The 23,660-nt window shown below is 72.0% G+C and carries 20 protein-coding genes and 1 pseudogene; 14 read left to right on the plus strand and 7 right to left on the minus strand.

What is annotated here, in order from left to right; all coding sequences use genetic code 11:
- Positions 1 to 13 precede the first annotated feature (13 nt).
- Both WMF43_RS16980 and WMF43_RS16985 read right to left on the minus strand, forming a co-directional pair.
- Complete coding sequence (locus tag WMF43_RS16980; protein WP_437681425.1) at positions 14 to 493, minus strand: RidA family protein; 480 nt, start codon at positions 491 to 493, stop codon at positions 14 to 16.
- Positions 494 to 870: 377 nt separating this feature from the next.
- Positions 871 to 1,635, minus strand: coding sequence for an alpha/beta hydrolase (locus WMF43_RS16985; RefSeq protein WP_437681426.1), 765 nt, complete (start codon positions 1,633 to 1,635; stop codon positions 871 to 873).
- A 153-nt stretch (positions 1,636 to 1,788) separates the two neighbouring features.
- Here WMF43_RS16985 and WMF43_RS16990 point away from each other — a divergent pair, with 153 nt between their 5' ends.
- The 6 genes from WMF43_RS16990 (at position 1,789) to WMF43_RS17015 (ending at position 8,212) form a co-directional block, all read left to right on the plus strand.
- Positions 1,789 to 2,619 (plus strand): NADPH-dependent oxidoreductase, encoded by an 831-nt coding sequence (locus WMF43_RS16990; protein WP_437681427.1) that lies wholly within the window; start codon positions 1,789 to 1,791, stop codon positions 2,617 to 2,619.
- Positions 2,620 to 2,889: 270 nt separating this feature from the next.
- A complete protein-coding gene (locus WMF43_RS16995) occupies positions 2,890 to 4,551 on the plus strand; it encodes an FAD-binding protein (protein WP_437681428.1) in 1,662 nt (553 codons plus the stop codon).
- Positions 4,548 to 4,883, plus strand: coding sequence for a 4Fe-4S binding protein (locus WMF43_RS17000; protein WP_437681429.1), 336 nt, complete (start codon positions 4,548 to 4,550; stop codon positions 4,881 to 4,883). Before WMF43_RS16995 ends, WMF43_RS17000 begins: the two co-directional genes overlap by 4 nt.
- A 311-nt stretch (positions 4,884 to 5,194) precedes the next feature.
- The gene (locus WMF43_RS17005; protein WP_437681430.1) at positions 5,195 to 5,824 is read left to right on the plus strand and encodes an RNA polymerase sigma factor; all 630 of its coding nucleotides are present in this window, start codon (positions 5,195 to 5,197) and stop codon (positions 5,822 to 5,824) included.
- A complete protein-coding gene (locus WMF43_RS17010; RefSeq protein WP_437681431.1) occupies positions 5,814 to 7,124 on the plus strand; it encodes a FecR domain-containing protein in 1,311 nt (436 codons plus the stop codon). Before WMF43_RS17005 ends, WMF43_RS17010 begins: the two co-directional genes overlap by 11 nt.
- Entirely contained in the window at positions 7,121 to 8,212 is a 1,092-nt protein-coding gene (locus WMF43_RS17015) for a hypothetical protein (RefSeq protein ID WP_437681432.1), read from the plus strand. The genes WMF43_RS17010 and WMF43_RS17015 overlap by 4 nt, the downstream gene beginning before the upstream one ends.
- Positions 8,213 to 8,245: 33 nt before the next feature.
- Here the strand turns inward: WMF43_RS17015 and WMF43_RS17020 are convergent, their stop codons facing one another.
- On the minus strand, positions 8,246 to 9,565 hold the full coding sequence (locus WMF43_RS17020; protein WP_437681433.1) for an RICIN domain-containing protein: 1,320 nt from the start codon (positions 9,563 to 9,565) through the stop codon (positions 8,246 to 8,248).
- 342 nt (positions 9,566 to 9,907) lie between these two features.
- On the opposite strand from WMF43_RS17020, the gene WMF43_RS17025 reads away from it, so the two are divergent.
- From WMF43_RS17025 to WMF43_RS17035, 3 genes are all read left to right on the plus strand, one after another.
- Positions 9,908 to 11,956 (plus strand): rhamnogalacturonan lyase, encoded by a 2,049-nt coding sequence (locus WMF43_RS17025; RefSeq protein ID WP_437681434.1) that lies wholly within the window; start codon positions 9,908 to 9,910, stop codon positions 11,954 to 11,956.
- Positions 11,957 to 12,527: 571 nt separating this feature from the next.
- Positions 12,528 to 13,976 (plus strand): hypothetical protein, encoded by a 1,449-nt coding sequence (locus WMF43_RS17030; protein WP_437681435.1) that lies wholly within the window; start codon positions 12,528 to 12,530, stop codon positions 13,974 to 13,976.
- Positions 13,977 to 13,985: 9 nt separating this feature from the next.
- Positions 13,986 to 14,492: a hypothetical protein gene (locus tag WMF43_RS17035; RefSeq protein WP_437681436.1), complete on the plus strand. Its 507-nt coding sequence runs from the start codon at positions 13,986 to 13,988 to the stop codon at positions 14,490 to 14,492.
- Positions 14,493 to 14,531: 39 nt separating this feature from the next.
- Here WMF43_RS17035 and WMF43_RS17040 read toward each other — a convergent pair whose 3' ends face one another.
- The gene (locus tag WMF43_RS17040; protein ID WP_437681437.1) at positions 14,532 to 15,053 is read right to left on the minus strand and encodes a hypothetical protein; all 522 of its coding nucleotides are present in this window, start codon (positions 15,051 to 15,053) and stop codon (positions 14,532 to 14,534) included.
- Between the two features lie 23 nt (positions 15,054 to 15,076).
- On the opposite strand from WMF43_RS17040, the pseudogene WMF43_RS17045 reads away from it, so the two are divergent.
- From WMF43_RS17045 to WMF43_RS17055, 3 genes and pseudogenes are all read left to right on the plus strand, one after another.
- Positions 15,077 to 15,346 (plus strand): annotated as a pseudogene (locus WMF43_RS17045) (rhamnogalacturonan lyase); the annotation flags it as partial.
- Positions 15,347 to 15,927: 581 nt separating this feature from the next.
- A complete protein-coding gene (locus tag WMF43_RS17050) occupies positions 15,928 to 17,388 on the plus strand; it encodes a hypothetical protein (RefSeq protein WP_437681438.1) in 1,461 nt (486 codons plus the stop codon).
- Between the two features lie 9 nt (positions 17,389 to 17,397).
- A complete protein-coding gene (locus WMF43_RS17055; protein WP_437681439.1) occupies positions 17,398 to 17,904 on the plus strand; it encodes a hypothetical protein in 507 nt (168 codons plus the stop codon).
- Between the two features lie 39 nt (positions 17,905 to 17,943).
- Here WMF43_RS17055 and WMF43_RS17060 read toward each other — a convergent pair whose 3' ends face one another.
- On the minus strand, positions 17,944 to 19,119 hold the full coding sequence (locus tag WMF43_RS17060; protein WP_437681440.1) for a hypothetical protein: 1,176 nt from the start codon (positions 19,117 to 19,119) through the stop codon (positions 17,944 to 17,946).
- A gap of 682 nt (positions 19,120 to 19,801) precedes the next feature.
- On the opposite strand from WMF43_RS17060, the gene WMF43_RS17065 reads away from it, so the two are divergent.
- The gene (locus tag WMF43_RS17065) at positions 19,802 to 20,617 is read left to right on the plus strand and encodes a class I SAM-dependent methyltransferase (protein WP_437681441.1); all 816 of its coding nucleotides are present in this window, start codon (positions 19,802 to 19,804) and stop codon (positions 20,615 to 20,617) included.
- An 85-nt stretch (positions 20,618 to 20,702) separates the two neighbouring features.
- The gene (locus WMF43_RS17070; protein WP_437681442.1) at positions 20,703 to 21,668 is read left to right on the plus strand and encodes a TauD/TfdA dioxygenase family protein; all 966 of its coding nucleotides are present in this window, start codon (positions 20,703 to 20,705) and stop codon (positions 21,666 to 21,668) included.
- 113 nt (positions 21,669 to 21,781) lie between these two features.
- Here the strand turns inward: WMF43_RS17070 and WMF43_RS17075 are convergent, their stop codons facing one another.
- Together WMF43_RS17075 and WMF43_RS17080 are read right to left on the minus strand one after the other, a co-directional pair.
- The gene (locus WMF43_RS17075) at positions 21,782 to 22,528 is read right to left on the minus strand and encodes an SDR family NAD(P)-dependent oxidoreductase (protein ID WP_437681443.1); all 747 of its coding nucleotides are present in this window, start codon (positions 22,526 to 22,528) and stop codon (positions 21,782 to 21,784) included.
- 55 nt (positions 22,529 to 22,583) lie between these two features.
- Entirely contained in the window at positions 22,584 to 23,582 is a 999-nt protein-coding gene (locus tag WMF43_RS17080) for an acetoin utilization protein AcuC (RefSeq protein WP_437681444.1), read from the minus strand.
- Positions 23,583 to 23,660: the final 78 nt, after the last annotated feature.

Genomic DNA, 23,660 nt, shown 5'->3' on the forward strand with positions numbered 1-23,660 from the left:
GGCGCGCTCTCGTCTATCGCCCCGCGGTCCGCGGCGCAGCCGCCGGGCCGGCCTGGGCGGCGCCCGCGGGCGCCTCCGCCGCGCCGGCGCCGCGCGCCCCCGCCTCGACCGGCGGCGCCACGGCCTCGGCCTCGATCTCGATCAGCATCGCCGGATCGACGAGCCGCGCGACCTCCACCATGGTCGTCGCCGGCGGGTGGCCGCGGAAGAACGCCTCGTGTGCCCGGCCGAACTCCTCCCAGCGGTCGATCGCGGTGACGAACATCCGGGTGCGCACGATGGCGCGGCGGTCCGCGCCGAGCTTGTGGAGCGCCGCCTCGATGATCTCCAGGCACCGCGCCGCCTGGGCCTCGCCGTCGCCCGGCGCGTGGACGCCGCCCTCCGGCGTGACCGGCACCGTCCCCGAGACATAGATGTGGCTGCCCGCCCGGACCGCGCGGCAGTAGCCGGCCTTCGTCTCCCAGGGGGCCCCGGAGAATGCGCGCTCGAACATGCGCGCACCCTACCAGAAGGCCGGCCGTCATGAAGCCGTCGGGCGGTCAGAGGCTGACGATCCGCGCCGGCGCCGCGCCAAGCGAGCGGCGCCCGACGGCGGGTACCAGGCGCCCGCATTTCCTGCCAGACCTCCTGACGTGCACGACCAGCTCGCCTATTAGGGCGCGATTCCCACGAAGGGGAACGTGGTGGAAGACCGGAATCGGATCACCTCGGGGCCGGTCTCCGGCGGCTTCGATCCACGCCTTATCGAGGGCTGGAAATCGGCGCGAGTCTCTTCATGGCCGACAGGACCCTCGATGAAGCCCGCGCCGCGCTGGCCACGGCCCGCGCCCGCGTCGTCGCGATCGCCGCGAAGGTCCCGGACCGCTCGACTCAAAGGCGTGGCCGCGCGTTCGTGTCGAGCCAGTCGAGCGCGTCGTCCATCAGGCGCTCGGCCTCGGGCATCCCCCCGTGGTGCGCGCCGGGCATCTCCCGGTAGATCGCCGGGATCTTCGCCGCGAGCAGGCCTGTCGCCCCGTCCTTCATGCGGTACTTCGCGTCGAACTCCCCGCTGATCAGCACCGCGCCCCGGATGTTCCGGAGGCGCGCGACCGAGGGCGTCGTGGGCGCCCCGAGCAGCACGAGCCGCGAGTACCGCTCCGGCCAGCGCTCCGCGAGCCGCTCCCCGACATAGGCGCCCTGCGAGTAGCCGATGATCGTGAGGTCCTCCACCTCGCCGTCACATACCGCGAGCGCCTTCCGGATGCGTTCGTCCGTCTTCTCGGGGTTCGGCGAGTACTTGGTGAACACGCCGTCCGCCCCGCAGGGGATGTCGCCCTGGAGCCCGAGCACGCCGCCGTGCTCGCGCGCCGCCCCCTGGAACGCCTGCACGTAGCCGAGCCCGTGCGCGCACATGCCGTGGAGGGCGATGATCCGCGGGCAGGCGCCGCCCCGTCCGGTGACGACGAACGCCGGCCGGTCGCCGGGCACCGCCATCTCGGTCGCCACGAGCGGCGGATCCACCGGCCCCGGCGCGGGGACCGCCGCCGCCTCGGCCTCCGCCGGTCGCTCCCGCGCGAGCGCACGTTCTTCCCTGCCGCACCCCGTCGCCAGAACGGCGAGGCCGACCCCGGCTAGAGCTACAACGGAATTTTCCATGAATCTGGCGTTGAGCCAGGATCGACCCACCGCAAGCGGTCAGGCGCACACCGCGGAATTTTCCGCAAAACGGGCGAGCAGAGCCGTTTCTCGTCGTGGAATGGAACTTGTCTCCGTTATGGCGGATAGGGCGGAGATGGCGGAGGAGCACCGATGAGTGAACGCGGCGTGGCGCATTTCGGCGAGCGGTACGGCGGCGAGGGGGCGGCGCCCCGCTTCGCGCAGTGGAACGAGGTGATCGCGTCGTTGCTCGGCCACCGATCGGTGCGCCGTTACATCCAGAAGCCGCTCCCCGAGGGCACGCTCGAGCTGCTCGTGGCGGCCGCGCAGTCGGCGCCGAGCTCCTCGAACCTCCAGCTCTGGAGCGTGCTCTCCGTGCAGGACCCCGATCGGCGGCGGCGCCTCGCGGAGCTCGCCGGCGGCCAGGCGCACGTGCGCGACGCCGGGTTGTTCCTGGTCTGGCTCGCCGATCTGCGGCGGCTCGGCGACCTCGCGAAGCACCGGGGCGCCGCGCACGAGGGGCTCGACTATCTCGAGATGTTCGTCATGGCCGTGGTCGACGCCGCGCTCGCCGCCCAGAACGCGCTCGTCGCGGCGGAGTCGCTCGGGCTCGGCACCGTCTACATCGGCGCGCTGCGGAACCACCCGGAGGCGGTCGCCGCGGAGCTCGGCCTGCCCGCGCAGGTGTTCGCCGCCTTCGGCCTGTGCGTCGGCTGGCCCGACCCGGCGGCGCCGGCGAGCATCAAGCCGCGGCTCCCGCAGTCGGTCGTCCTGCACCACGAGCAGTACGGCGCCTTCGAGCGATCGGTCGGCGCGCTCGACGCCTACGACCGGCTCATGGACGGCTTCTACACGAAGGAGCGCATGGGCGTCCAAGGCAGCTGGAGCCACCACTCGGCGGCGCGCGTCGCGTCGGCCCAGTCGCTGCGCGGACGCGACCGCCTGCGCGCCGCGCTCTCCGCAATGGGCTTCGCCCTGAAGTAGCGCGGGGCGCCGGTGCGCGCCGCGCAGCGCTGCGCGTGGAGCAGCACCGGATCAGCAAGCGTGGTGCCTCACCAGCAAGCACGGCAATCCCACGCCGGATGCGCGCCGGACGTGCGCTCGACGCCCGCCGAACGCGCGGAGAACGCGCGGAGAACGCGCGGAGAACGCGCGGAGAACGCGCGGAGAACGCGCGGGGCGCCTGGACCATTGCGCGATGGCATGTGTGGTGCACTCCGGGACAGAAGGCCTGAGCAAGGGAGTCGGTCGAACATGAGCGATGCAGTGGAGCCTGGAGGAGAGGTCGGACGGGTCCTCGACGCGAGCGACACGTTGACCCTGGAGGCCGATGTGCTGGTCCTCGGCGGCGGGCCCGCGGGGACCTGGGCGGCGCTCGCCGCGGCGGCGAAGGGCGCGCGCGTCGTGCTCGCGGACAAGGGGTATTGCGGGAGCAGCGGGGCCACCGCGCCGTCCGGGGTCGGCGTGTGGTACGTGCCGCCGGTCCCCGAGCTGCGCGAGGCGGCCAAGTCGAGCCGGGAGGGGCTCGGCGGCCACCTCTCGGACCACGGCTGGATGGACCGCGTGCTCGACAAGACGTGGGCCAGCGTCAACGAGCTGGGGACCTGGGGGTACCCGTTCCCGGTGGACGACGCCGGGCAGCCCGTCCGGCGCAGCCTGCAAGGGCCCGAGTACATGCGCCTCATGCGCAAGCGGGTGAAGCTCGCCGGGGTCCGCATCCTCGACCACAGCCCGGCGCTCGAGCTCCTCGTCGACGCGGACGGCGCGGTCGCCGGCGCCTCCGGCGTCTGCCGGCAGCTCGGGCAACGGTGGGTGGTGAAGGCCGGCGCCGTCGTCATCGCCACGGGCGGCTGCGCCTTCCTGAGCAAGGCCCTCGGATGCAACGTGCTCACCGGCGACGGCGGCCTGATGGCCGCCGAGGTGGGCGCCGACCTGTCCGGCATGGAGTTCTCGAACGCCTACGCGATCGCCCCCGCCTTCGCGTCGGTGACCAAGACCCTCTTCTACAGCTGGGCGACGTTCTATTACGAGGACGGGCGCGTCATCGAGGGCGCCGGCTCGCACCGCGGCCGGTCCATCATCGCCGAGACGCTGCTCACCCAGCCGGTCTTCGCCCAGCTCGACAAGGCCGACGAGGCGCTCCAGGCGTGGATGCGCACGGCCCAGCCGAACTTCTTCCTGCCCTTCGATCGCGCCGGCATCGACCCGTTCCGGCAGCGGTTCCCCGTGACGCTGCGGCTCGAGGGCACGGTGCGCGGCACCGGCGGGATCCGCATCACGGGCCCGACCTGCGCCACCTCGGCGCCCGGGCTCTACGCCGCCGGAGACGCCGCGACGCGGGAGCTCATCTGCGGCGGGTTCACGGGCGGCGGCAGCCACAACGCGGCGTGGGCGATCTCGTCGGGGCAGTGGGCCGGCGAGGGCGCCGCCCTGTTCGCGCGCAACGTCGGCGCCCGCGGCGGCCAGCGCCAGGTCTCGGGCGCGGGCCGCGCGGCGCTGCCGGCGGCCGGCGGGGCGAGGCAGCTCGACACCGAGGGCGTGATCCGCGCGGTGCAGGGCGAGGTGTTCCCGTACGACAAGAACCTCTTCCGCACCGAGCGCGGGCTCGCGACGTCGCTCGATCGGCTGGACTCGCTGTGGCGCGACGTGCGCCAGGCCGGCCCGGCGGCGGCGGACGCGCGCGAGGCCGTGCGCGCGCGGGAGAGCGCGGCGATGGTCGCCACCGCCCGCTGGATGTTCAACGCCGCGCGCGCCCGCACCGAGACGCGCGGGATGCACAAGCACACGGACCACCCGTCGCTCGATGCGGCGCAGCAGCGGCGGCTGATCACCGGCGGGCTCGACCGCGTGTGGGTGCGCGCCGAGGGGCCCGCGCCGGCGCCGGCGCTCGCGGCGGCGGAGGCGAGCGCGCCATGATCGAGCTCGTCAGCGAGGCGCGGTGCATCGGGTGCGATCTCTGCGTCGAGGTGTGCCCCACCGACGTGTTCGATCGCGTCCCGGGAGGCGCGCCCGTCATCGCCCGGCAGCGCGACTGCCAGACCTGCTTCATGTGCGAGGCCTACTGCCCGGTGGACGCGCTCTACGTGGCGCCCCAGGCGGAGCAGCCGGTCCCGGTGGACGAGGCGCAGCTCTCCGCGTCGGGGCTGCTCGGGAGCTACCGGTCCGCGGTCGGGTGGGGGACCCGGCGCAAGCCCGGCGCCGCCGCCGACCAGACCTTCCGCGTGCTCCAGGTCGCGCGCGGCGGCTGACGCGAAATTTCCACCCCAGCCCCACTCGCTCTCTGGATGAGCCGGTCCGGGGGCGATCCGCTACTGCACTTCCGTGCGCTCCCTCAGCCGGGTCGAGGAGCCGGCGGCGCTCCGTGAGGCCTCCGCCGGCGTGGGACGGTGTCGTCTCGACTGGCATCTATGCAAGAGCTCTCGGAAATCCCCGGGGAGGCTCGCCGCGATGCCCGCCGGCAGCGCGCGATCCGCTCCTTGCACCGGAGACATGGGCTCTGTACTGTGGGCCATCCGCGCGAACGGTGTGCGGGACCATGAGCCCCCGGAGCGATGCCGTAGTGCGCCGAGCCAGCGTTGCCATCGCCCCTGCGGAGGCAGAGCGGGGCGGTCCCGACGACAGCGCGGTGGTGCGGGCGCTCGTCGCGGGGGAGCCGTGGGCGGCGGCGGCGGTGTGGAACCGGCACGCGCCGAAGGTGTTCCGGATCGTGGCGCGGGTGCTCGGGCCGGGCGCCGACGCCGAGGACCTCACCCAGGAGGTGTTCGCGAGCGTCTTCTCCAAGGTGTCCGGGCTGAGGGATCCGGACGCGCTCGGGAGCTTCATCGTGTCGGTCACCTTGCGGATGCTCAAGTGGGAGCTCCGGCGGCGGCGCGTGCGCCGGATCCTCCTGCTCTCGGAGGGCGCGGAGCTCCCCGACCATCCGGTCGATCCGGTGGACAGCGAGGCGCGCGAGGCGCTCGGGCGCCTCTACGCGATCCTCGACACGCTGAGCGCGGACGACCGGACCGCGTTCGTGCTCCGGCACATGGAAGGAATGAACCTGCCGGAGATCGCGGAGGCGGTCGGCGTCTCGCTGGCCACCGTCAAGCGACGGCTCAGCCGGGCCACGGAGCACGTGTCGTCGCGGGTGGAGCACGACACGTCCCTCGCCGCCTACTGGACGAAAGGGAAGGCGCGAGATGAGCTTTGACGAGGAGAAAGAGCCGGCGCTGAGCCCGAAGGCCGCGCAGCTCGTCGAGCTCGCCCGCGGGTCGCTCGGCACGATGTCGCACCAGCAGCGCACGCGAGGGCTGCTCCGTGTCACGGAGAGGGCCGCGACGCGCCGGGCGCTCTGGCCATCGCCCCTCCGGGCGGGGGCGCTCTCGCTCGCCGTGGCCGCCGCGGGCGTGCTCGCCTTCAAGGGGTGGCAGCGACGGGCCAGCGCCGACCTGCTGTCCTACGAGGTCGAGGGGGGCACCGCGCTGCAGGACGGCTCTCTCGAGGCGGGCACGTCGAGCCGCCCGACGGTCCGGTTCTCCGACGGCACCGAGGTCGAGCTGGCCGAGGGGGCGCGCGCGCACATCGCGTCGGTGACCCGGCAGGGCGCGCGGGTCGCGCTCGACAAGGGCGAGGTCCACGCGCGCGTGGTCCACCGGTCGGAGACAGAGTGGCTGTTCGACGCCGGGCCGTTCGTGGTGACCGTGACCGGGACGGCCTTCGCGCTCGCCTGGGCGCCGGAGGACGAGCGCCTCGATCTGCGGCTCGAGAACGGCGCCGTCGCCGTCAGCGGGCCGCTGTCCGGCGCGCCGATCGCGATGCGCGCGGGGCAATGGCTGACGATCCGGCTGCGCACGGGGGAGGTGTTGCTCCGCGCGCTCGATCCGCAGAAGGGCGCGAGCGCGCCGCCCGGCGCCGCCCCGCCGCCCTCCGAGGGCGCCGGCGTCGAGGGCGCCGGCGTCGAGGGCGCCGGCGTCGAGGGCGCGCCCGGCGCCGAGCCGGGCACGGCGGACGCGGCCCCGCGCACGGCGGCACCCGCGGCCGAGCCGAAGCGCGACTGGGCCGGCAAGCTCGCGGCCGGCAAGCTCAATGACATCGTCGGCGAGGCGCAGCGCCGCGGGATCGACGCCGCCCTCGCGGAGAGCAGCAGCGAGGAGCTCTCGGCCCTCGCGGACGCGGCGCGCTACACGCGGCGGACCGACCTCGCGCGGCGGGCGCTGCTCGCCCAGCGGCGGCGTTTCCCCGCGACGCAGCGGGGCAAGGAGGCGGCGTTCCTGCTCGGCCGCCTCGCCGAGACCCAGGAGGGAGGCGCCGCGGCGCTCGCCTGGTTCGAGACCTACCTGAAGGAGGCTCCGCAGGGCGCTTATGCCTCCGAGGCGCTCGGGCGCAAGATGGTGATCGTGCGGCGGCTCCACGGCGACGCGCAGGCCGAGATCGTCGCGCGGGAGTACCTGCGCCGGTTCCCCGGCGGCACCTACGCGCAGGCGGCGCGGGCGCTCGCTCGGGCGCCGTGAGGTCCGCGCGGGCGCAGGCGCTGGCGGGGGCCTTCGCGCTCCTCCTCCTGTTCGTGTTCTTGGCGAGCCCCGCGGCGTCGGCCGAGCTTCCGCGCGTGGTCCTCGTGCGGCCCAGCGCCGCCGACCCGTCGATCTCGGAGGCGCTCATCCGCATCCGCGGGGAGCTCGTCGCCGATGGATTCGACGTGGAGCTCCTCGACTCCCAGTCGGCCTCCGCCCCCCTGCCGGCGATGGACGACGCCGGGCAGCTGGCCGGCTCCGCGGCCCTGATCGGGCTGTTCCTGGCGCCGGACGGTCAGTCCGCCGAGCTCTGGGTGGCCGACCCGCTGACGCACAAGACGCTCGTGCGGCGGATCGACACGCGCGGCGAGGCGCAGGCGCACATCGCCGAGGTGCTCGCGGTGCGCGCCGTCGAGCTGCTCCGCGCGAGCCTGCTCGAGCTCCTGATGTCCTCGCGGCGCTCCGCCGCGCCCGCCGCCGCGCCGCTGCCGCCGCCGCCGCCGCCGCGCGAGGTGAGCCTGCAGGTACCTCCACGGGCAGAGCGGCCGCCCGACCCGCCGCGCCGCTCGATGTGGGGCGTCGAGCTGGGGGGCGGCCTCCTCGCGAGCCCGGGCGGAATCGGCCCGGCGTTGCTGTGGGTCGCGCGCCTGCGCGTCGCGCCGCTCGGCCCGCGCGGTCCGCTCGAAGCGCGTCTGTCGCTCGCCGGGCTCGGGACGGCGCCGCGCGTCGCCGGGCCGCAGGGCAGCGCGGCCGTGCAGCAACGGTTCGGGCTCGTCGAGCTCGCGGCGCACCCCTGGCCCGAGCTGCGCTTGCGCCCGAGGTTCTCGGCGGGCCTCGGGGCGCTCCACGTCGGCGTCGACGGCGAGGCATCGTGGCCGTACCGGGGGGGCCACAGCGCGACCTGGGCGTTCGCCGCCGACGCCGGCGCCGGCGTCGAGCTCGGGATCGTGAGGCGGCTCGACGTCGTCGTCGAGGCGCACGCGCTCGTCGCGCACCCGTATCCGGTGGTCCGCTTCGTCGAGACCGAGGCGGCGCGCGGCGCGCGCCCGGCGCTGCTCGGCAGCCTCACCCTCGTGGGGTGGCTGTGATCACTCGAAGGACGAGCGGCGTCGCGCCGGGCGTCATGGCTCCGGGCCGCTGGTGGCGCCCGTGCCGCTGTCGGTGCCGGTTCCGACCGGGTTCAGCCTGAACTGCTGGCTGGCGCCGCCGTTGGGAGCCCTCTGGACGAGGGCGGTGCCGTCGGCGGGCGGGGAGCCGTAAGCGTCGATGACCTTGCCGCTGAGGCGCGACGTGATGCGGACGGCGCCGCCGCCGACCTCGGTGACCGACCATTGCTGGTTGGGGTTGCCGTGGCAGGTGTACTGGACGATGACGGCGCCGTCGGCGGTCGACCCGCTGCGGACGTCGAGGCATTTGTCGCTGCTGACGTTGCGGATCCGGTAATACCCGCCGTCCACCGCCTCGAAGCGGAACTGCTGGTTGGTGCCGCCGTTGCAATTCCAGAGCTGCAGGACGATATCGTCGGCCGTGGACACGCTGGCGTCGACGTCCACGCAGCGCCCGCTCTGGACGCCGACCAGGGTGTAGGGGGTGTCCGTCGAGATGTCCGCCTCGACCTCCGCCGGGACGGCGTGCTGGGAGAGCTCGGCGATCTCCGCCGGGGCGAGCGCTCGGCCGTAGATCGCGATGTCGTCGACGTCCCCGACGAGGAGCCGACCCTCCTGCGGCCATCGACCGACGTAGAGGCTGGTCGGGCCGGGCGAGATCGTCTTCTCGATGGGCATGGTCCTGTGGAGGCGCCCGTCGATGTAGAGGCTCATGGCGAGCGCCTCGCCGTCGACGACCCCGGCGGCGTGTACCCAGCGCTGGAGCTCCAGGCAGGAACACAGGGCGCTGTGGTAGTCGCTGATTTCGGGCCCCTTCCAGAACCCGAAGTGGATACCCAGCGCCTCGTGGCCGTAGTCGATGTTGAGCTCCCATCCGCCGGTGTTCTCCGTGCTGATCACGGTCCTCAGGGTGTCGTCGGCAGGGGGCTCGTCGGTCAGCACACGAACCCACGCCGAGACGGTCCAGCTCGAGGTGGCGTTCGGGAATTCGCCCACCGTCATGAACTCGCCCTCATCGAAGTGCAGCGCCCGCCCGAAGCGGCCGTCCTCCACCCACGTGCCGCCGGTGAGCACGCCGTCGCGCCCGTTGCCGGACCGATCGGTCACGACCGTCCCTTCGCCCTCGTCGAACGTCCAGTAGGCGACGAGGCCCTGGGCCAACGTCGTCGGCGTCAGGTCGACGGCGTCGAGCGGCGCCTTCTCGCAGGACGCGATTCCGAGCGACGCGACCGCGGCCACCCAGCGGCGCGCCGCGCGGCCGCCAGGCGCCGCCGCGGCGCTCGGCGTCGCGGCGGGGCGCCGGCGCGGGGGCTGCGTGGTCGAGCGCGTCCTCATTAGATCTTCACGCATAGCAGGTGAACGGAGAGAGCGTAAGGTTCGCCAGTCGGGCTCGATCCAGGGAGTCCAGCCTACCTCACGTTCGGGACCTGCCGCCGCGCGTCGAGGTGATCCGCCGCCTCGCGGACGCCGGGAGCAGCCCTCCTCGTTCCTCAGCGGCGCGACGGCGCGTTCTCGTTTGGTGCGAAACTTCCGCTCTGTCGAGAAAGCGCGCGACATGCAGACGCGAGGTGATTGATTTGGAGATGATGTCGCCACGTGGTCGGGACAGACGCTCTCGATCGCGACGACCGCCGGGGGCACCCGGAGCCGGACGACGAGGGTTGCGCGAGGTGTTGCATGAAACGATCGGCCTTCTTGATCTGCTTTTCTCTCGCCGCCGGGCTGCTGGCGTGCGGGTCGAGTGAACCGGGCTCCAGCGGAGCCGACAACACGGGCGGCTCGGGCGGGGACGGCGCCGGAACGAGCGGCGCGGGCGCGGGCACGCCCGCCGGCGGCGGCGGCGCGGGTACGCCGTCCGGCAGCGGCAGCGGCAGCGGCGGCGGCGGCGGCGGCGTCGGCGCGGGCGCGCCGTCCGGCAGCGGCGGCGCGGGCGCCGGCGGCGACGCGGGCGGGCCGACGGGGTTCGCCCAGATGGAGGATCTCGACCGCGGCGTCGTGGCCGTCCCCACGGACGGCGGCATCTACGTGGGCTGGCGCCTGTTCGGCTACGATCCCGACGACATCGCCTTCAACGTCTACCGCGACGGCGCCAAGGTCAACGACGCTCCCATCGCGGACTCCACGAACGTCGTGGACCAGGACGGCAGTCCGGGCGCGGTCTACACGGTGCGCGCCGTCGTCGGCGGCGTCGAGCGAGCCGCGTCGGAGGGCGTGTCCGTGTGGCGGGACGGGGCCCTGTCGATCCCGACGGAGGCGCCGCCGGCGGGCGACGGCTACACGTACTCGAGCGGCGACGGCAGCGTCGGAGATCTGGACGGCGACGGGCGGTACGAGCTCGTCGTCAAGTGGGACCCGTCGAACCTCAAGGACAACTCGCAGGCTGGCCGCACCGGCAAGACCTATCTCGACGCCTACTCGCTGGGCGGCGAGCGGCTCTGGCGCATCGACCTCGGCGTGAACATCCGGGCCGGGGCGCACTACTCGCCGTTCCTCGTCTACGACCTCGACGGCGACGGGAAGGCGGAGGTGGCCGTGAAGACGGCGCCGGGGACGCGCGACGGCACGGGCGAGCACCTCCGCAAGGGGCCCGCGGCGAACGACGACGACAGCAAGGACTACCGCAACAACGACGGTTATGTCTTGACCGGCCCGGAGTACCTCACCGTGTTCTCCGGGGAGACCGGCGCCGAGCTCGCCACGACCGAGTTCCAGGTGGGGCGCACCGACCCGTGCAGCTGGGGCAACAACGAGTGTTACGGCAACCGCGTCGACCGCTTCGTCGGCACCATCGCGTTCCTCGACGACACCGGCCGCCCGAGCGTGGTGTTCGGCCGCGGCTACTACGCGCGCACGACGCTCTCGGCCTGGAACTACCGCGACGGCGCGCTCACGAACCTCTGGACGTTCGACTCGAGCTCGAGCCGCGAGAACGGGCGCTTCGCCGGCAAGGGCGTCCACTCGATCAGCGTCGCGAACGTGGACGACGACCCGCAGCAGGAGATCATCAACGGCGGCGCCACGTTCGACAACGACGGCACCGGCCTCTGCGCGGTGGACTACTACGCTCACGGCGACGCGCTGCACGTCACCGATCACATCCCGTCGCGCCCCGGCCTCGAGGTGTTCCAGCCGTACGAGGGCGGCGACTCGCCCGCCTACGCGATGCGCGACGCGCGCACGTGCGAGGTCCTCTGGCGGGGCCCGGGCAACGGCGGCGAGGAGGGCCCCGGCCGGGGCGTGGCGGCCGACGTCGATCCGCGGAGCCCGGGCAGCGAGGCGTGGGTCAATAACAGCCAGCTCTTGAGCGGCGCGGACGGCGACGCCATCGGGAATCGCCCCGCGTCGTCCAACTTCCTCGTCTGGTGGGACGCGGATCTGAGCCGGGAGCTGCTCGACGGCAACAGCATCCGCCAGGCCGACGGACAGGGCGGCAACTTCACGGCCGAGGGCTGCACCGCGAACAACGGCACAAAGAGCAACCCGACCCTCAGCGCCGACATCCTGGGCGACTGGCGCGAAGAGGTGATCTTCCGCTGCGGCAACTCCCTTCGCATCTTCACCACGAGCCGGGTCGCCACGAACCGGATCCCCACGCTGATGCACGATCCGCAGTACCGCGTGGCCATCTCGTGGCAGAACGGCGCGTACAACCAGCCGCCGCACCCGAGCTTCCACATCGGGGAGGGGATGGCGCCCGCCCCGAAGCCGGACATCCACGTCCGCTGAGCGCGGCCGAGGACCGCCGCACGTGCGGCGCACGTGCGGCGTGCGGGCACCCGCACGTGCGCCGCACGAATACGGCGGCGGCCGACACCTGCCAACAGCCGCACGCCTCGCTTTATTGCACGCCATGACAGCGAGATTCCCCGTGCATCCGGCGCGTTGCGCGCGCCGGAGCAGCGTCGGGGCGACGTCGCCCGGGACAGACGCGGTGGCCCTGTACTTGCTTAGACGTAGCTGAGTAGGGGCTTAGGGGCGTACCGGCGACGGCGCGCCCGCCCATGCCCATCCCGCCCCTCCTCATGAGGAGCGCGCCGGAAACCCCACACGCCGGCCGCGCCTGGAACCCAGGCCGAAGGGCGAGCGTGTACCCGAGTCAGAGCAAGAGGTGTTTATGAATCTGATGCGTATATCTTCCTTCCTCACGCGTACCGCTCTCCTGGCGGCGCTTGGCACCGCGTCCGCGGCGTGCATAGAGGGTCCCGAAAATGGTAGTGTCCTCTTCGGTCTCACCCAAGGGTTCACCATAGTCTTCAGGGGAAGGCACACGAATCCAAACGAGGAGATTCGCGTCCAGGTGCTGAGCAATCCTGACACTTCCGATCCCAACAACGAAATCTGGGTGACGATCGGCACCACCCACTCCGCTTCGACCCCCACGAACGAGGGGTTTGGTGACTCGTACGCGTGGTCAGTCAACGGGACCCCCGCGCCGACCGCCGCGCAGCTCGGCCGGTGGCCCCTGGGCGGCCTCCTGCGCTTCCGCGCGCTCGACGAAGCGAACAACACCATGTTGACCTTCGATCATGACAGGGAGCAGTGCTACCAGACGGTAGGTCAGCGCCAGCTGGCGACCTCTGAGCCAGAGGACTGGATCGCCATAGGGGAAGAGTGCCGGAGCGATTTCCCCCAGGCCATCGTGGTCAGCGGCAGTAAGGCGCCGGCGGACCTCGCCACGACGCCGAAATACCTCTCGTTCCAGGAGGGCGCGAACGGGCTCGGCTCCGTGACCGAGACGCAGCAATACTACGCCGCGATCGGCGCGCCGGCCTCCCTCGGTGCCTTCAAGTCACAGTTCGGGTTCGGCGCCGCGGGCTCGGACGAGGTGTCGACCGCCTACTTCAACAAGGGCGATCTCGACGTGGGCCGGGAGATGCACTGCAAATCGTTCCCGTCAGGCGCGAGCACCGGCGTCGCCTGCTACGTGAGCAACTACGGCGACGGCGTGGTCAATTTCGGAGGAAACATCATCACCGCCCTCTCGCGCACGGTGACCGGGGCGCAGTCGGGCGTCCACACCGGCGCGTTCGCCACCGTCGCCATGTGGTACACCCCGCCGATCACGGCCAACAACAGCGTCCGGTTCGTCGTGTATGGTCCGAATGACCTGCGCGTCGATGAGGCGCAGCTCGACACCAAGGGCTTCAACAAGGGCATCCCCCAGAACTGCCTCGTTTGCCACGGCGGTGGCAGCTACGATGCGGTGAACAACCGGGTGGTCGGGGCGAGCACGAGCGAGAACGGCGCGCGGTTCTTGCCGTTCGACCTCGACGCCTTCGGGTTCTCGACCGTGTCCGGCTTCTCGCGCGCCTCTCAGGAGGACAAATTCCGCAAGCTGAACAAGCTCGTGCTCCAGGCCGCGCCCGCCACGACGACCCAGCAGCTCATTCAGGGCTGGTACGCCGCCGGCAGCGTGAACACGGCGGGCACGGTCCAGGACAACTCGTTCATCCCGTTCGAGTGGAACCAGTTCGACGCGGACGCCAAGGTCTACTCGAACGTCGTCGCGCCGTACTGCCGTGGCTGCCACGCCGCCCAGAGCAACAGCACGCTCACCTTCGCCGACCCCGATGACTTCCAGGCGCTGGGAGCCCTGATCGACTTGCGCGTCTGCACGGTGGGCTCCAATCCGGCGAAGAACCACGTGATGCCCAACGCCGAGGTCACGCTGGAGCGGTTCTGGACGAACTCCGCGCGGGCCTACCTCTCCGGGTATCTCGGCAGCCGCGGCACCTGCAAGCCCTAGGAGATGACCATGAAGCGGAAGTGGATGATCACGGGCGTGGGCGTGGGCGCTGCGGCGGCCTTGATCCTGGCCCTCGCAGGGCGGGGGGTGTTCCCGCTGCCGTCGAAGCACCGCACGGTGTCGTTCGCTCCGCCGGCGACGGGCGGCAGCGCCGCCGCCAGGCGGAGCAGGGACGCGGCGCACCGGCGTCGCCCGGACGGCGAGGCCGGTGCGACGGCGCTCGCGGCGGCGTCCTCCGCGCCGTCCACGGAGCCCGTCACGGAGCGGGGCGTCGCGCTGGCGCAGCGCATGCGCGACGACATCTGCCAGTGCGAGACCCGGGAGTGCTGGCACCGCACCAGCGCGACCTTCAAGGGCACCATCGGCCTCGCGGTGCCGACGAACGAAGAGGAGACCAAGCTCATCGACGCGGCCATGGGCGAGCTGGCCGCCTGCATCAAGCGCATCGGCGTGGCGGAGGCCCAGGCCGCCGCCGCGCGCGAAGCCGCCGCGGGCGACGCGCCGGAAGGCGGGTAGAGGGCCTCCCCCCGCGCAGCCGCTCGGCGCTCTCTCGCCTCAGGGCGCAGGCGCCGGGTACCCGGCGTCCTGCGTCATCCCCTGGATCCACCGCACGACCGCCTGCACCCCCGCGTCGTCGGCCACCTTGGTCGCGATGCGCGGCATCTGCCCTTCGAAGCCGCGGAGCTGCTGCCGCGCGACGAGCAGGCTGCGCGCCGGATCCCCCGGGCGGATGTCATACCAGTTGGCCGGGTCCGGATTCGTGAGCCCCTCGTACTTCGCGTTCTCCGCAGGGCGTTTGTTGAGCCCCGTCCGGGCCGCGTCCGTCATCATCACGCTGCCCAGCTCGTTCGCCTCGAGCCGCAGGTACAGCCCCGTGTCGCGGGCCGGCGCGTCGGGCAGCTCGTTGTGACAGCTCACGCCGCAGTTCGCGTGCAGGTAACCGAGCGCCTGGCGCTCCACGTCGTTGCCCGGGATCGTCAGGGCGAGCTGGCTCCCGTCCTCGACCAGGCCGTCCTCGACGAGGCCGAGCTCGACCAGCTTCTCGCGCGTGATCCCCTCGGCGCCTGGGCCGAGCATCAGCGCGTCCCAGCCCAGGACGAAGTCGGCGCGGCACGAAGAGCAACCCGACCCTCAGCGCCGACATCCTGGGCGACTGGCGCGAAGAGGTGATCTTCCGCTGCGGCAACTCCCTTCGCATCTTCACGACGAGCCGGGTCGCCGCGAACCGGATCCCCACGCTGATGCACGATCCGCAGTACCGCGTGGCCATCTCGTGGCAGAACGGCGCGTACAACCAGCCGCCGCACCCGAGCTTCCACATCGGGGAGGGGATGGCGCCCGCCCCGAAGCCGGACATCCACGTCCGCTGAGCGCGGCCGAGGAGCGGCGCACGTGCGGCGCACGTGCGCCGCACGTGCGGCGTGCGGGCGCCCGCACGTGCGCCGCACGAATACGGCGGCGGCCGACACCTGCCAACAGCCGCACGCCTCGCTTTATTGCACGCCATGACAGCGAGATTTCCCGTGCATCCGGCGCGTTGCGCGCGCCGGAGCAGCGTCGAGGCGACGTCGCCCGGGACAGACGCGGTGGCCCTGTACTTGCTTAGACGTAGCTGAGTAGGGGCTTAGGGGCGTACCGGCGACGGCGCGCCCGCCCATGACCATCCCGCCACTCCTCATGAGGAGCGCGACGGAACCCCCCGCGCCGGCCGCGCCTGGAACCCAGGCCGAAGGGCGAGCGTGTACCCGAGTCAGAGCAAGAGGTGTCTATGGATCTGATGCGCATATCTTCGTTCCTCACGCGTTCCGCGCTCCTGGCGGCGCTTGGTACCGCGTCCGCGGCGTGCATGGAGGGTCCCGAAAATGGTAGCGTCTTCTTCGGCTTCACCCAAGGGTTCACCATAACCTTCTCAGGAAAGCACACGGATCCAAACGAGGAGATTCGCGTCCAGGTGCTGAGCAATCCTGACGCTCCCAATCCCACCAACGATCCCAACAACGACATCTGGGTGACGATCGGCACCACCCACTCCGCTTCGACCCCCACGAACCAGGGGTTGGGTGACTGGTACGAGTGGTCAGTCAACGGGACCCCCGTGCCGACCTCCTCGCAGCTCGGCCGGTGGCCCGAGGGCGGCCTCCTGCGCTTCCGCGCGCTCGATGAAGAGGGCCACACCATGTTGACCTTCGATAAGGACAGGGAGCAGTGCTACCAGACGGTAGGCATGCGCCAGCTGACGACCGATGAGCCGGAGGACTGGATCGCCATAGGGGAAGAGTGCCGGAGCGATTTCCCCCAGGCCATCGTGGTCAGCGGCAGCAAGGAGCCGGCGGACCTCGCCCAGACGCCGAAATACCTCTCGTTCATGGAGGACGAGAGCGGGCTCGGCTCCGCGACCGAGACGCAGCAATACTACGGCGCGATCGGCGCGCCGGCCTCCCTCACCGCCTTCAAGTCACAGTTCGGGTTCGGCGCCGCGGGCTCGGACGAGGTGTCGGCCGCCTACTTCAACAAGGGCGATCTCTGGGTCGGCCGGGAGATGCACTGCAAATCGTTCCCGTCAGGCGCGAACACCGGCGTCGCGTGCTACGTGAGCAACTACGGCGACGGCGTGGTCAATTTCGGAGGAAATGTGCTCACCTCTCTCCAGCGCACGGTGACCGGGGCGCAGTCGGGCGTCCACACCGGCGCGTTCGCCACGGTCGCCATGTGGTACACCCCGCCGATCACGGCCCACAACAGCGTCCGGTTCGTCGTGTATGGTGCGGATGACCTTCCCCTCCCTCAGGCGCAGCTCGACACCAAGGGCTTCAACAAGGGCATCCCCCAGAACTGCATCGTTTGCCACGGCGGCGGCCGCTACGATGCGGCGAACAACCGCGTGGTCGGGGCGAGCGCGACCGAGAACGGCGCGCGGTTCTTGCCGTTCGACCTCGACGCCTTCGCGTTCTCGAACGTGTCCGGCTTCTCGCGCGCCTCTCAGGAGGAGAAGTTCCGCAAGCTGAACAAGCTCGTCCTCCAGGCCGCGCCCGCCACGACGACCCAGCAGCTCATCCAGGGCTGGTACGCCGCCGGCAGCGTGAACACGGCGGGCACGGTCCAGGACAACTCGTTCATCCCGTTCGAGTGGAACCAGTTCGACGCGGACGAGAAGGTCTACACGACGGTCGTCGCGCCGTACTGCCGCGCCTGCCACGCCTCCCAGAGCAACAGCGGGCTCACCTTCGCCCACGCCGATGACTTCGCGGCGCTGGGACCGCTGATCGATTTCCGCGTCTGCACGGTGGGCTCCAATCCGGCGGCGAACCACGTGATGCCCAACGCCGAGGTCACGCTGGAGCAGTTCTGGAAGAGCTCCGCGCGGGCCTACCTCTCCGGGTACCTCGGCAGCCGCGGCACCTGCAAGCCCTAGGAGATGACCATGAAGCGGAAGTGGATGATCACGGGCGTGGGCGTGGGCGCTGCGGCGGCCTTGGTCCTGGCCCTCGCAGGGCGGGGTGGTTTCTCGCTGCCGTCGAAGCACCGTACGGTGTCGTTCGCTCCGCCGGCGACGGGCGGCAGCGCCGCCGCCAGGCGGAGCAGGGACGCGGCGCACCGGCGTCGCCCGGACGGCGAGGCCGGAGCGACGGCGCTCGCGGCGACGTCCTCCGCGCCGTCCACGGCGCCCGTCACGGAGCGGGGCGTCGCGCTGGCGCAGCGCATGCGCGACGACATCTGCCGGTGCGAGACCCGGGAGTGCTGGCACCGCGCCAGCGCGACCTTCAAGGGCACCATCGGCCTCGCGGTGCCGACGAACGAAGAGGAGACCGAGGTCATCGAGGCGGCCATGCGCGAGATGGGCGCGTGCATCAAGCGTATCGGCGCGGCGGAGGCCCAGGCCGCCGCCGCGCGCGAAGCCGCCGCGGGAGAAGCGCCCGAGGGCGGGTAGAGGGCCTCCCCCCGCGCAGCCGCTCGGCGCTCTCTCGCCTCAGGGCGCAGGCGCCGGGTACCCGGCGTCCTGCGTCATCCCCTGGATCCACCGCACGACCGCCTGCACCCCCGCGTCGTCGGCCACCTTGGTCGCGATGCGCGGCATCTGCCCTTCGAAGCCGCGGAGCTGCTGCCGCGCGACGAGCAGGCTGCGCGCCGGATCCCCCGGCCGGATGTCGTACCAGTTGGCCGGGTCCGGGTTCGTGAGCCCCTCGTACTTCGCGTTCTCCGCAGGGCGCTTGTTGAGCCCCGTCCGGGCCGCGTCCGTCATCATCACGCTGCCCAGCTCGTTCGCCTCGAGCCGCAGGTACAGCCCCGTGTCGCGGGCCGGCGCGTCGGGCAGCTCGTTGTGACAGCTCACGCCGCAGTTCGCGTGCAGGTAGCCGAGCGCCTGGCGCTCCACGTCGTTGCCCGGGATCGTCAGGGCGAGCTGGCTCCCGTCCTCGACCAGGCCGAGCTCGACCAGCTTCTCGCGCGTGATCCCCTCGGCGCCTGAGCCGAGCATCAGCGCGTCCCAGCCCAGGACGAAGTCGGCGCGCCCGGAGTGGCACTCCTTGCACTGATCGCGGTTCGGCACCGTGTGGCCGGTGGCGTAGAGGTCGGGCACGCCGAAGTCGTTCTGCATCTGGATGGCCTGCCGCTCGTCCTCGGACCAGACGTAGCTCGTGTAGACCCAGCCGTCGGGCGTCTTGCGCAGCAGGCGCGTCTCCGCGAGGCGCAGCGCGCCGTCAGCGCCCTTCACGCGGAACTCCTTCCAGAACTGCGTCCCGTCGGGGTAGACGAAGGCGTCCGGGTCCTTCGCGTTCACCCGCTGCCCCTCCGGGATCTGGACGAAGCGCCGCTTCTCGGCGCCGTCGCTCCAGAGCTCGTGGGCAGGCTTGTACTCGAGCACGCCGCACGCGAGCTCGCGCCGGTCGAAGTCGCCGTAAAGGCCCGTGCAGCGCAGGTCCTTCGGGAGCACGCCGTCGAGCGGCGCCGCGCAGTCCACGCCCTCGGGCGGCGCGAACTCCACGCAGGCCGCGCCGTCGGGCTGCGCGTCGGGTCCGGCGTCGACCTCGGGCGCGCCCGTCCCCCCTTGCGGCTCGGGCGTGTCTTCTCCGCCCCCCGGATTACACCCCGCCGCGATCAGCAGCGCGCCAATGACAGAACCGTTCTTTACGACACGAAGAAGCATGCGCGCATGGTGCCACAGAAAAGGAGCAGAGTGGAGCGTAGATGCGCTGTTGCCGCAGAAAAGGAGACCAGAGGGCGCGACCCACGAGTCCTTCATGGAGCATCGCCCCGCCCGGCCGCTCAGCGAGGAGAGCCATCCGTAGCGCGGCGTTCACGGCGGGATTTTGGCCTCGAAAGGTCGATTTTTTGGCAGCTCGATCGGAAAATTGCATTTGAGTTGTAGGGAAACCGCTGTTGCTGGGGCGCGCAACGAGTCACGCGCAGGTGTGATCAGAACCCCGGCACCAGGGAATATAGAGCTCCATCAAGGTTCCTTGGATGAGGGACGTCACGCTCCGAACACTCGGAGCCGTGACCTCGGCTTCTCCGTTCCTGTCACGCTCGCCGCTATCCAGTCGGCTCACCACGCGACGCTCCACACATCGAGTTACGAACCGCAGATTCGAGCGGGCGTCGCCCCCGAGAGGGCGATCGGCCGGGCCGCCGCCGCGGCGCGGCGCCTTGCTCGACGCGCAACACGCGCTGCTGCCGGCGTGCTGATGGCGCAGCAGCGGCGGGCAGCGCGCCGCGGAAAAACGCGGCGATGGGCCGGGCACGGGCCGTGCAATCCAGCGCCGGCCGACGAGCGGAGCGGGGCGTCGCCCGCGGAGCCCGCTCGCGAACCCCTCACCCGGAGCCATCGCATGAGTGGACTCAGTCTCGCCTTCGACACGCCCCAGCTCGCCCAGCAGTACGAGGTGCGCAGCGCCGAGCGGCAGTTCGTGAACGGCCAGCGGCTCGTCGCCGCGCTCGGCGTCCGCGCCGGCGAGCGCGTGCTCGACATCGGCAGCGGCACCGGGCTGCTCGCGGAGCACGTGGCGGGCATCGTCGGGCCGACGGGCAAGGTGCTCGGGATCGACCCGCTGCCGCTGCGCGTCGAGATCGCCCAGCGCAAGGGGAAGGAGAACCTCTCGTTCCAGGTCGGCAACGCCTACGCGCTCGACGGGCTCCCCTCGGGCAGCTTCGACGTCGTGTACCTCAACGCCGTGTTCCACTGGCTCCCCGAGAAGACGGAGCCGCTCAAGCAGATCCACCGCCTGCTCAAGGCGGGCGGCCGGCTCGGGATCACCACGGGCGCGAAGGACCAACCGAACCTGCTGCAGCGGATCAAGCGAGAGGTGCTGTCACGGGCGCCCTACGCGGCTTATCCGGAGTCGCTCGCCGGCACGCCCCACTGGGTCACGGCCGAGGAGCTCTCCGCGCTGCTCGGCGGCGCCGGCTTCACGGTGCAAAAGATCGAGATCCAGGAGAACGTCCACCACCAGCCCGACGGCAACGCCGCCATCGCGTTCTCGCAGGCGAGCTCGTTCGGCAACTTCCTCGGGCACCTGCCCGAGTCGCTGCGGACCCAGGCCACCGAGGACATCAAGCGCGAGCTCGAGGCCTTCCGGACGCCCGAGGGCATCCGGCTCGAGGGCAAGCGGCTGCTCGCCGTCGCGCACAAGCCCGCGTCCCACTGAGCGGCGCCCTCCGGCCCGCCGACATCCACCCTGCGACGCCACCCATGATTCCCATCGGCTGATCCAGCCACGAGGAGAGTTCCGCATGAGCGCCCAAGTGAACACCACCAGCACCAACAATGTCCCCGAGATCGTCCCGCTCGCCGGCCGGATCGGCGCCGAGATCCGCGGCGTGCGCCTCTCGGCCGATCTCGACGCGGCGACCGTGAGCGAGATCCGCAGCGCCTGGCTGCGGCACAAGGTGATCTTCTTCCGGGGGCAGCACCACCTCGACGACAAGAGCCAGGAGAGGCTCACGGAGATCTTCGAGGGCAAGCCCGTCGCGCACCCGACGGTACCCGTCGTGCAGGGCACGAGCTTCATCCACGAGCTCGACTCGCGCCACAGCGGCCGCGCCGACTCGTGGCACACGGACGTGACGTTCGTCGACGCGTACCCGAAGGCGTCGATCCTCCGCGCGCTCGTGATCCCGCCCTACGGCGGCGACACGGTCTGGGCCAACACCGTCGCGGCCTACGAGGATCTCTCGCCCGTGCTGCGCGACCTGGCCGACAAGCTGTGGGCCCTGCACAGCAACGAGTACGACTACCAGGCGCGCAAGCCCAAGGCCACGGCGGAAGACGTGCGCCGCTTCCAGGAGGTGTTCACGTCGACCGTCTACGAGACCGAGCACCCCGTCGTGCGTGTCCACCCGGAGACGGGCGAGCGCTCGCTCCTGCTCGGGCACTTCGTGAAGAAGATCCTCGGCGTCTCGTCGCACGACTCCGCGCACCTCTTCCAGGTGCTGCAGGATCACGTCACGCGCCTCGAGAACACCGTGCGGTGGCGCTGGTCCGTGGGCGACGTGGCCATCTGGGACAACCGCGCCACCCAGCACTACGCCATCAACGACTACGGCGACCACCACCGCGTGGTGCGCCGGGTGACCGTCGACGGGGACGTGCCCGTCAGCATCGACGGCCGGCGCAGCGCCACCCGCTCCAGGACGCCGCGCGCGTCCGCGGCGCGGAACGAGAACGCCGCAGCCGCCCCGGCCGTGGCCACGGCGTAACGTCGCCGCAGCGGGGGTCGGCAGGGCGGCGACAGCGCCGGCGCTCACCCCCGCCACGAGGAGCGGCGGCGACGTTAACGCCGCCGCTCACCCCTTACCGCGACGAGCGGCGGCTACAGCGCGCCGCCGCTGACCTCGATCACCTGTCCCGTGAGCCAGCGCGAGTCGTTCGACGCGAGGAACGCCACCGTGTCGGCGATCTCCTCCGGCTGCCCCAGCCTGCCCAGCGCGCTCGCCTTGAGGCGCGCCTGGACCGGCGGCGAGTCCACGATGGGCGCGATCATCTCCGTGTTGACGAGGCCGGGCGCCACCGCGTTGACCGTGATCCCGCGGCGGCCGAGCTCGGCGGCGTGGCAGCGGGTGAGCGCCTCGATCGCCGCCTTCGACGCGCTGTAGACCGAGCCGGTCGGGCGCGGGCTCCGCGCGACGATCGACGAGAGGTTGATGATCCGCCCGCCCTCGTCGCCCATGCGGCGCGCCGCCTCCTGGGTCGCGAGGATCACGCTGCGCACGTTGATGTTGAAGATCATCTCGAAGTGCGCCTCGTCGATGTCGCCCAGGGTGCGCGTCGAGTAGACGCCGGCGTTGTTGACGAGGATGTCGAGCCGCCCGTGCTCGGCCGCGGCGCGCTCGAACAGGGCGGTGATCTGCGCCGGATCGGCGACGTCGGCGCGCACCGCCGCGGCGCGCCCGCCGGCCGACCGGATCTCCGCGACGACGCCCTGGGCCGGCTCCTCGCGGTTCACGTAGCTGAGCACCACGGCGGCCCCGTCGCTCGCGAGCCGCTTCGCGATCGCCGCGCCGATCCCGCGTGATCCGCCCGTCACGATCGCCACCTTCCCGCTCAGCTTGCCGCTCATCGTCGCTCCTCGGCCTCCGTGGGCGCGGGAGCATGTCAGAAGGAAAAGAGCCTGTCTATGCGGCGCCGCGCGGCGCCGGCGCGAGCAGCGACGCGACGACGGCGCACCACCCGGCCGCGAGGTTCCGCGCGTCGTAGCCGCCGCCGCCGAGCACGAGGAGCCGGCCGCCGGCGTGGCGGTCCGCGAGCGCAGAGAGGCGCGCGGCGGCGTGGCGCAGCGACGCGGGGCTGAGCGCGAGGTGCGCGAGCGGGTCGCCGGCGAGGCAGTCGGCGCCGCCCTCGAACACCACGAAGGCCGGCTGGAAGCCGTCCACGAACGCCTCGACCTCCGCCCAGGCCTCCAGGAAATCGGCGTCGGTGGCGCCGGCGCGCAGCGGCAGGTTCAGCTTCGTGCCGCGCGCCGCCCCCTCGCCGGCCGCGCTGCGCTCGCCGGAGACGGGCCCCGCGCCGGGGGATGCAGGGGAGTTCGGCCAGAGCGTGCGCCCGTCCTCGTGGATGTCCGCCACGACCACGCGCGGATCGCCGGCGAACGCGGCATAGACGCCGTCGCCGTGGTGAGCGTCGATGTCCACATAGGCGATCGGCCCCGCGAGCCCCTGCTGCGACAGGAAGCTCAGGGCGACGGCGCAATCGTTGTAAAGGCAGTAGCTGCGCGCCTCTCCGGCGTGCGCGTGGTGGAATCCGGCGATGGGCACGAAGGCGCGCCGCAGCTCGCCGGCGAGCAGCCGCCGGCACGCGTCCATGACCGCGCCGACCACGTGGGTCGCGGCGACCTCCACCGTCTCCCGCGCCAGGGTGGGCCCGTGGTCCAGCGCGCCCTCGTTGCGCGCGCAGAGCCGGCGCACCCGCTCGACGTGCGCCGGCGTATGAAACCGGAAGAGATCGGCGTCGCTCGCGGGCGGGGCCTCGATGAGGGCCGCCTCGCGGTCTAGCCCCTGCCGCCGGAGCTCGGCGAGGAAGGCCTCGAGGCGCTCGTGCGGGCGGAACCAGGGCTTCTCTTCGTAACCGTACGCACCGAGCTCCCGGCCGATATAGATCCCGACGCGTGACGCCACAGTGACGAGCATTTCAGCGGGCCACGCCGGCGTCAACGGCGCTCCGGGTGCGCCTTGACGCGCGCCCTGGCGTGCGCT

The organism is Sorangium sp. So ce131 (genome assembly GCF_051519095.1).
Classification (GTDB): Bacteria; Myxococcota_A; Polyangia; order Polyangiales; family Polyangiaceae; genus Sorangium.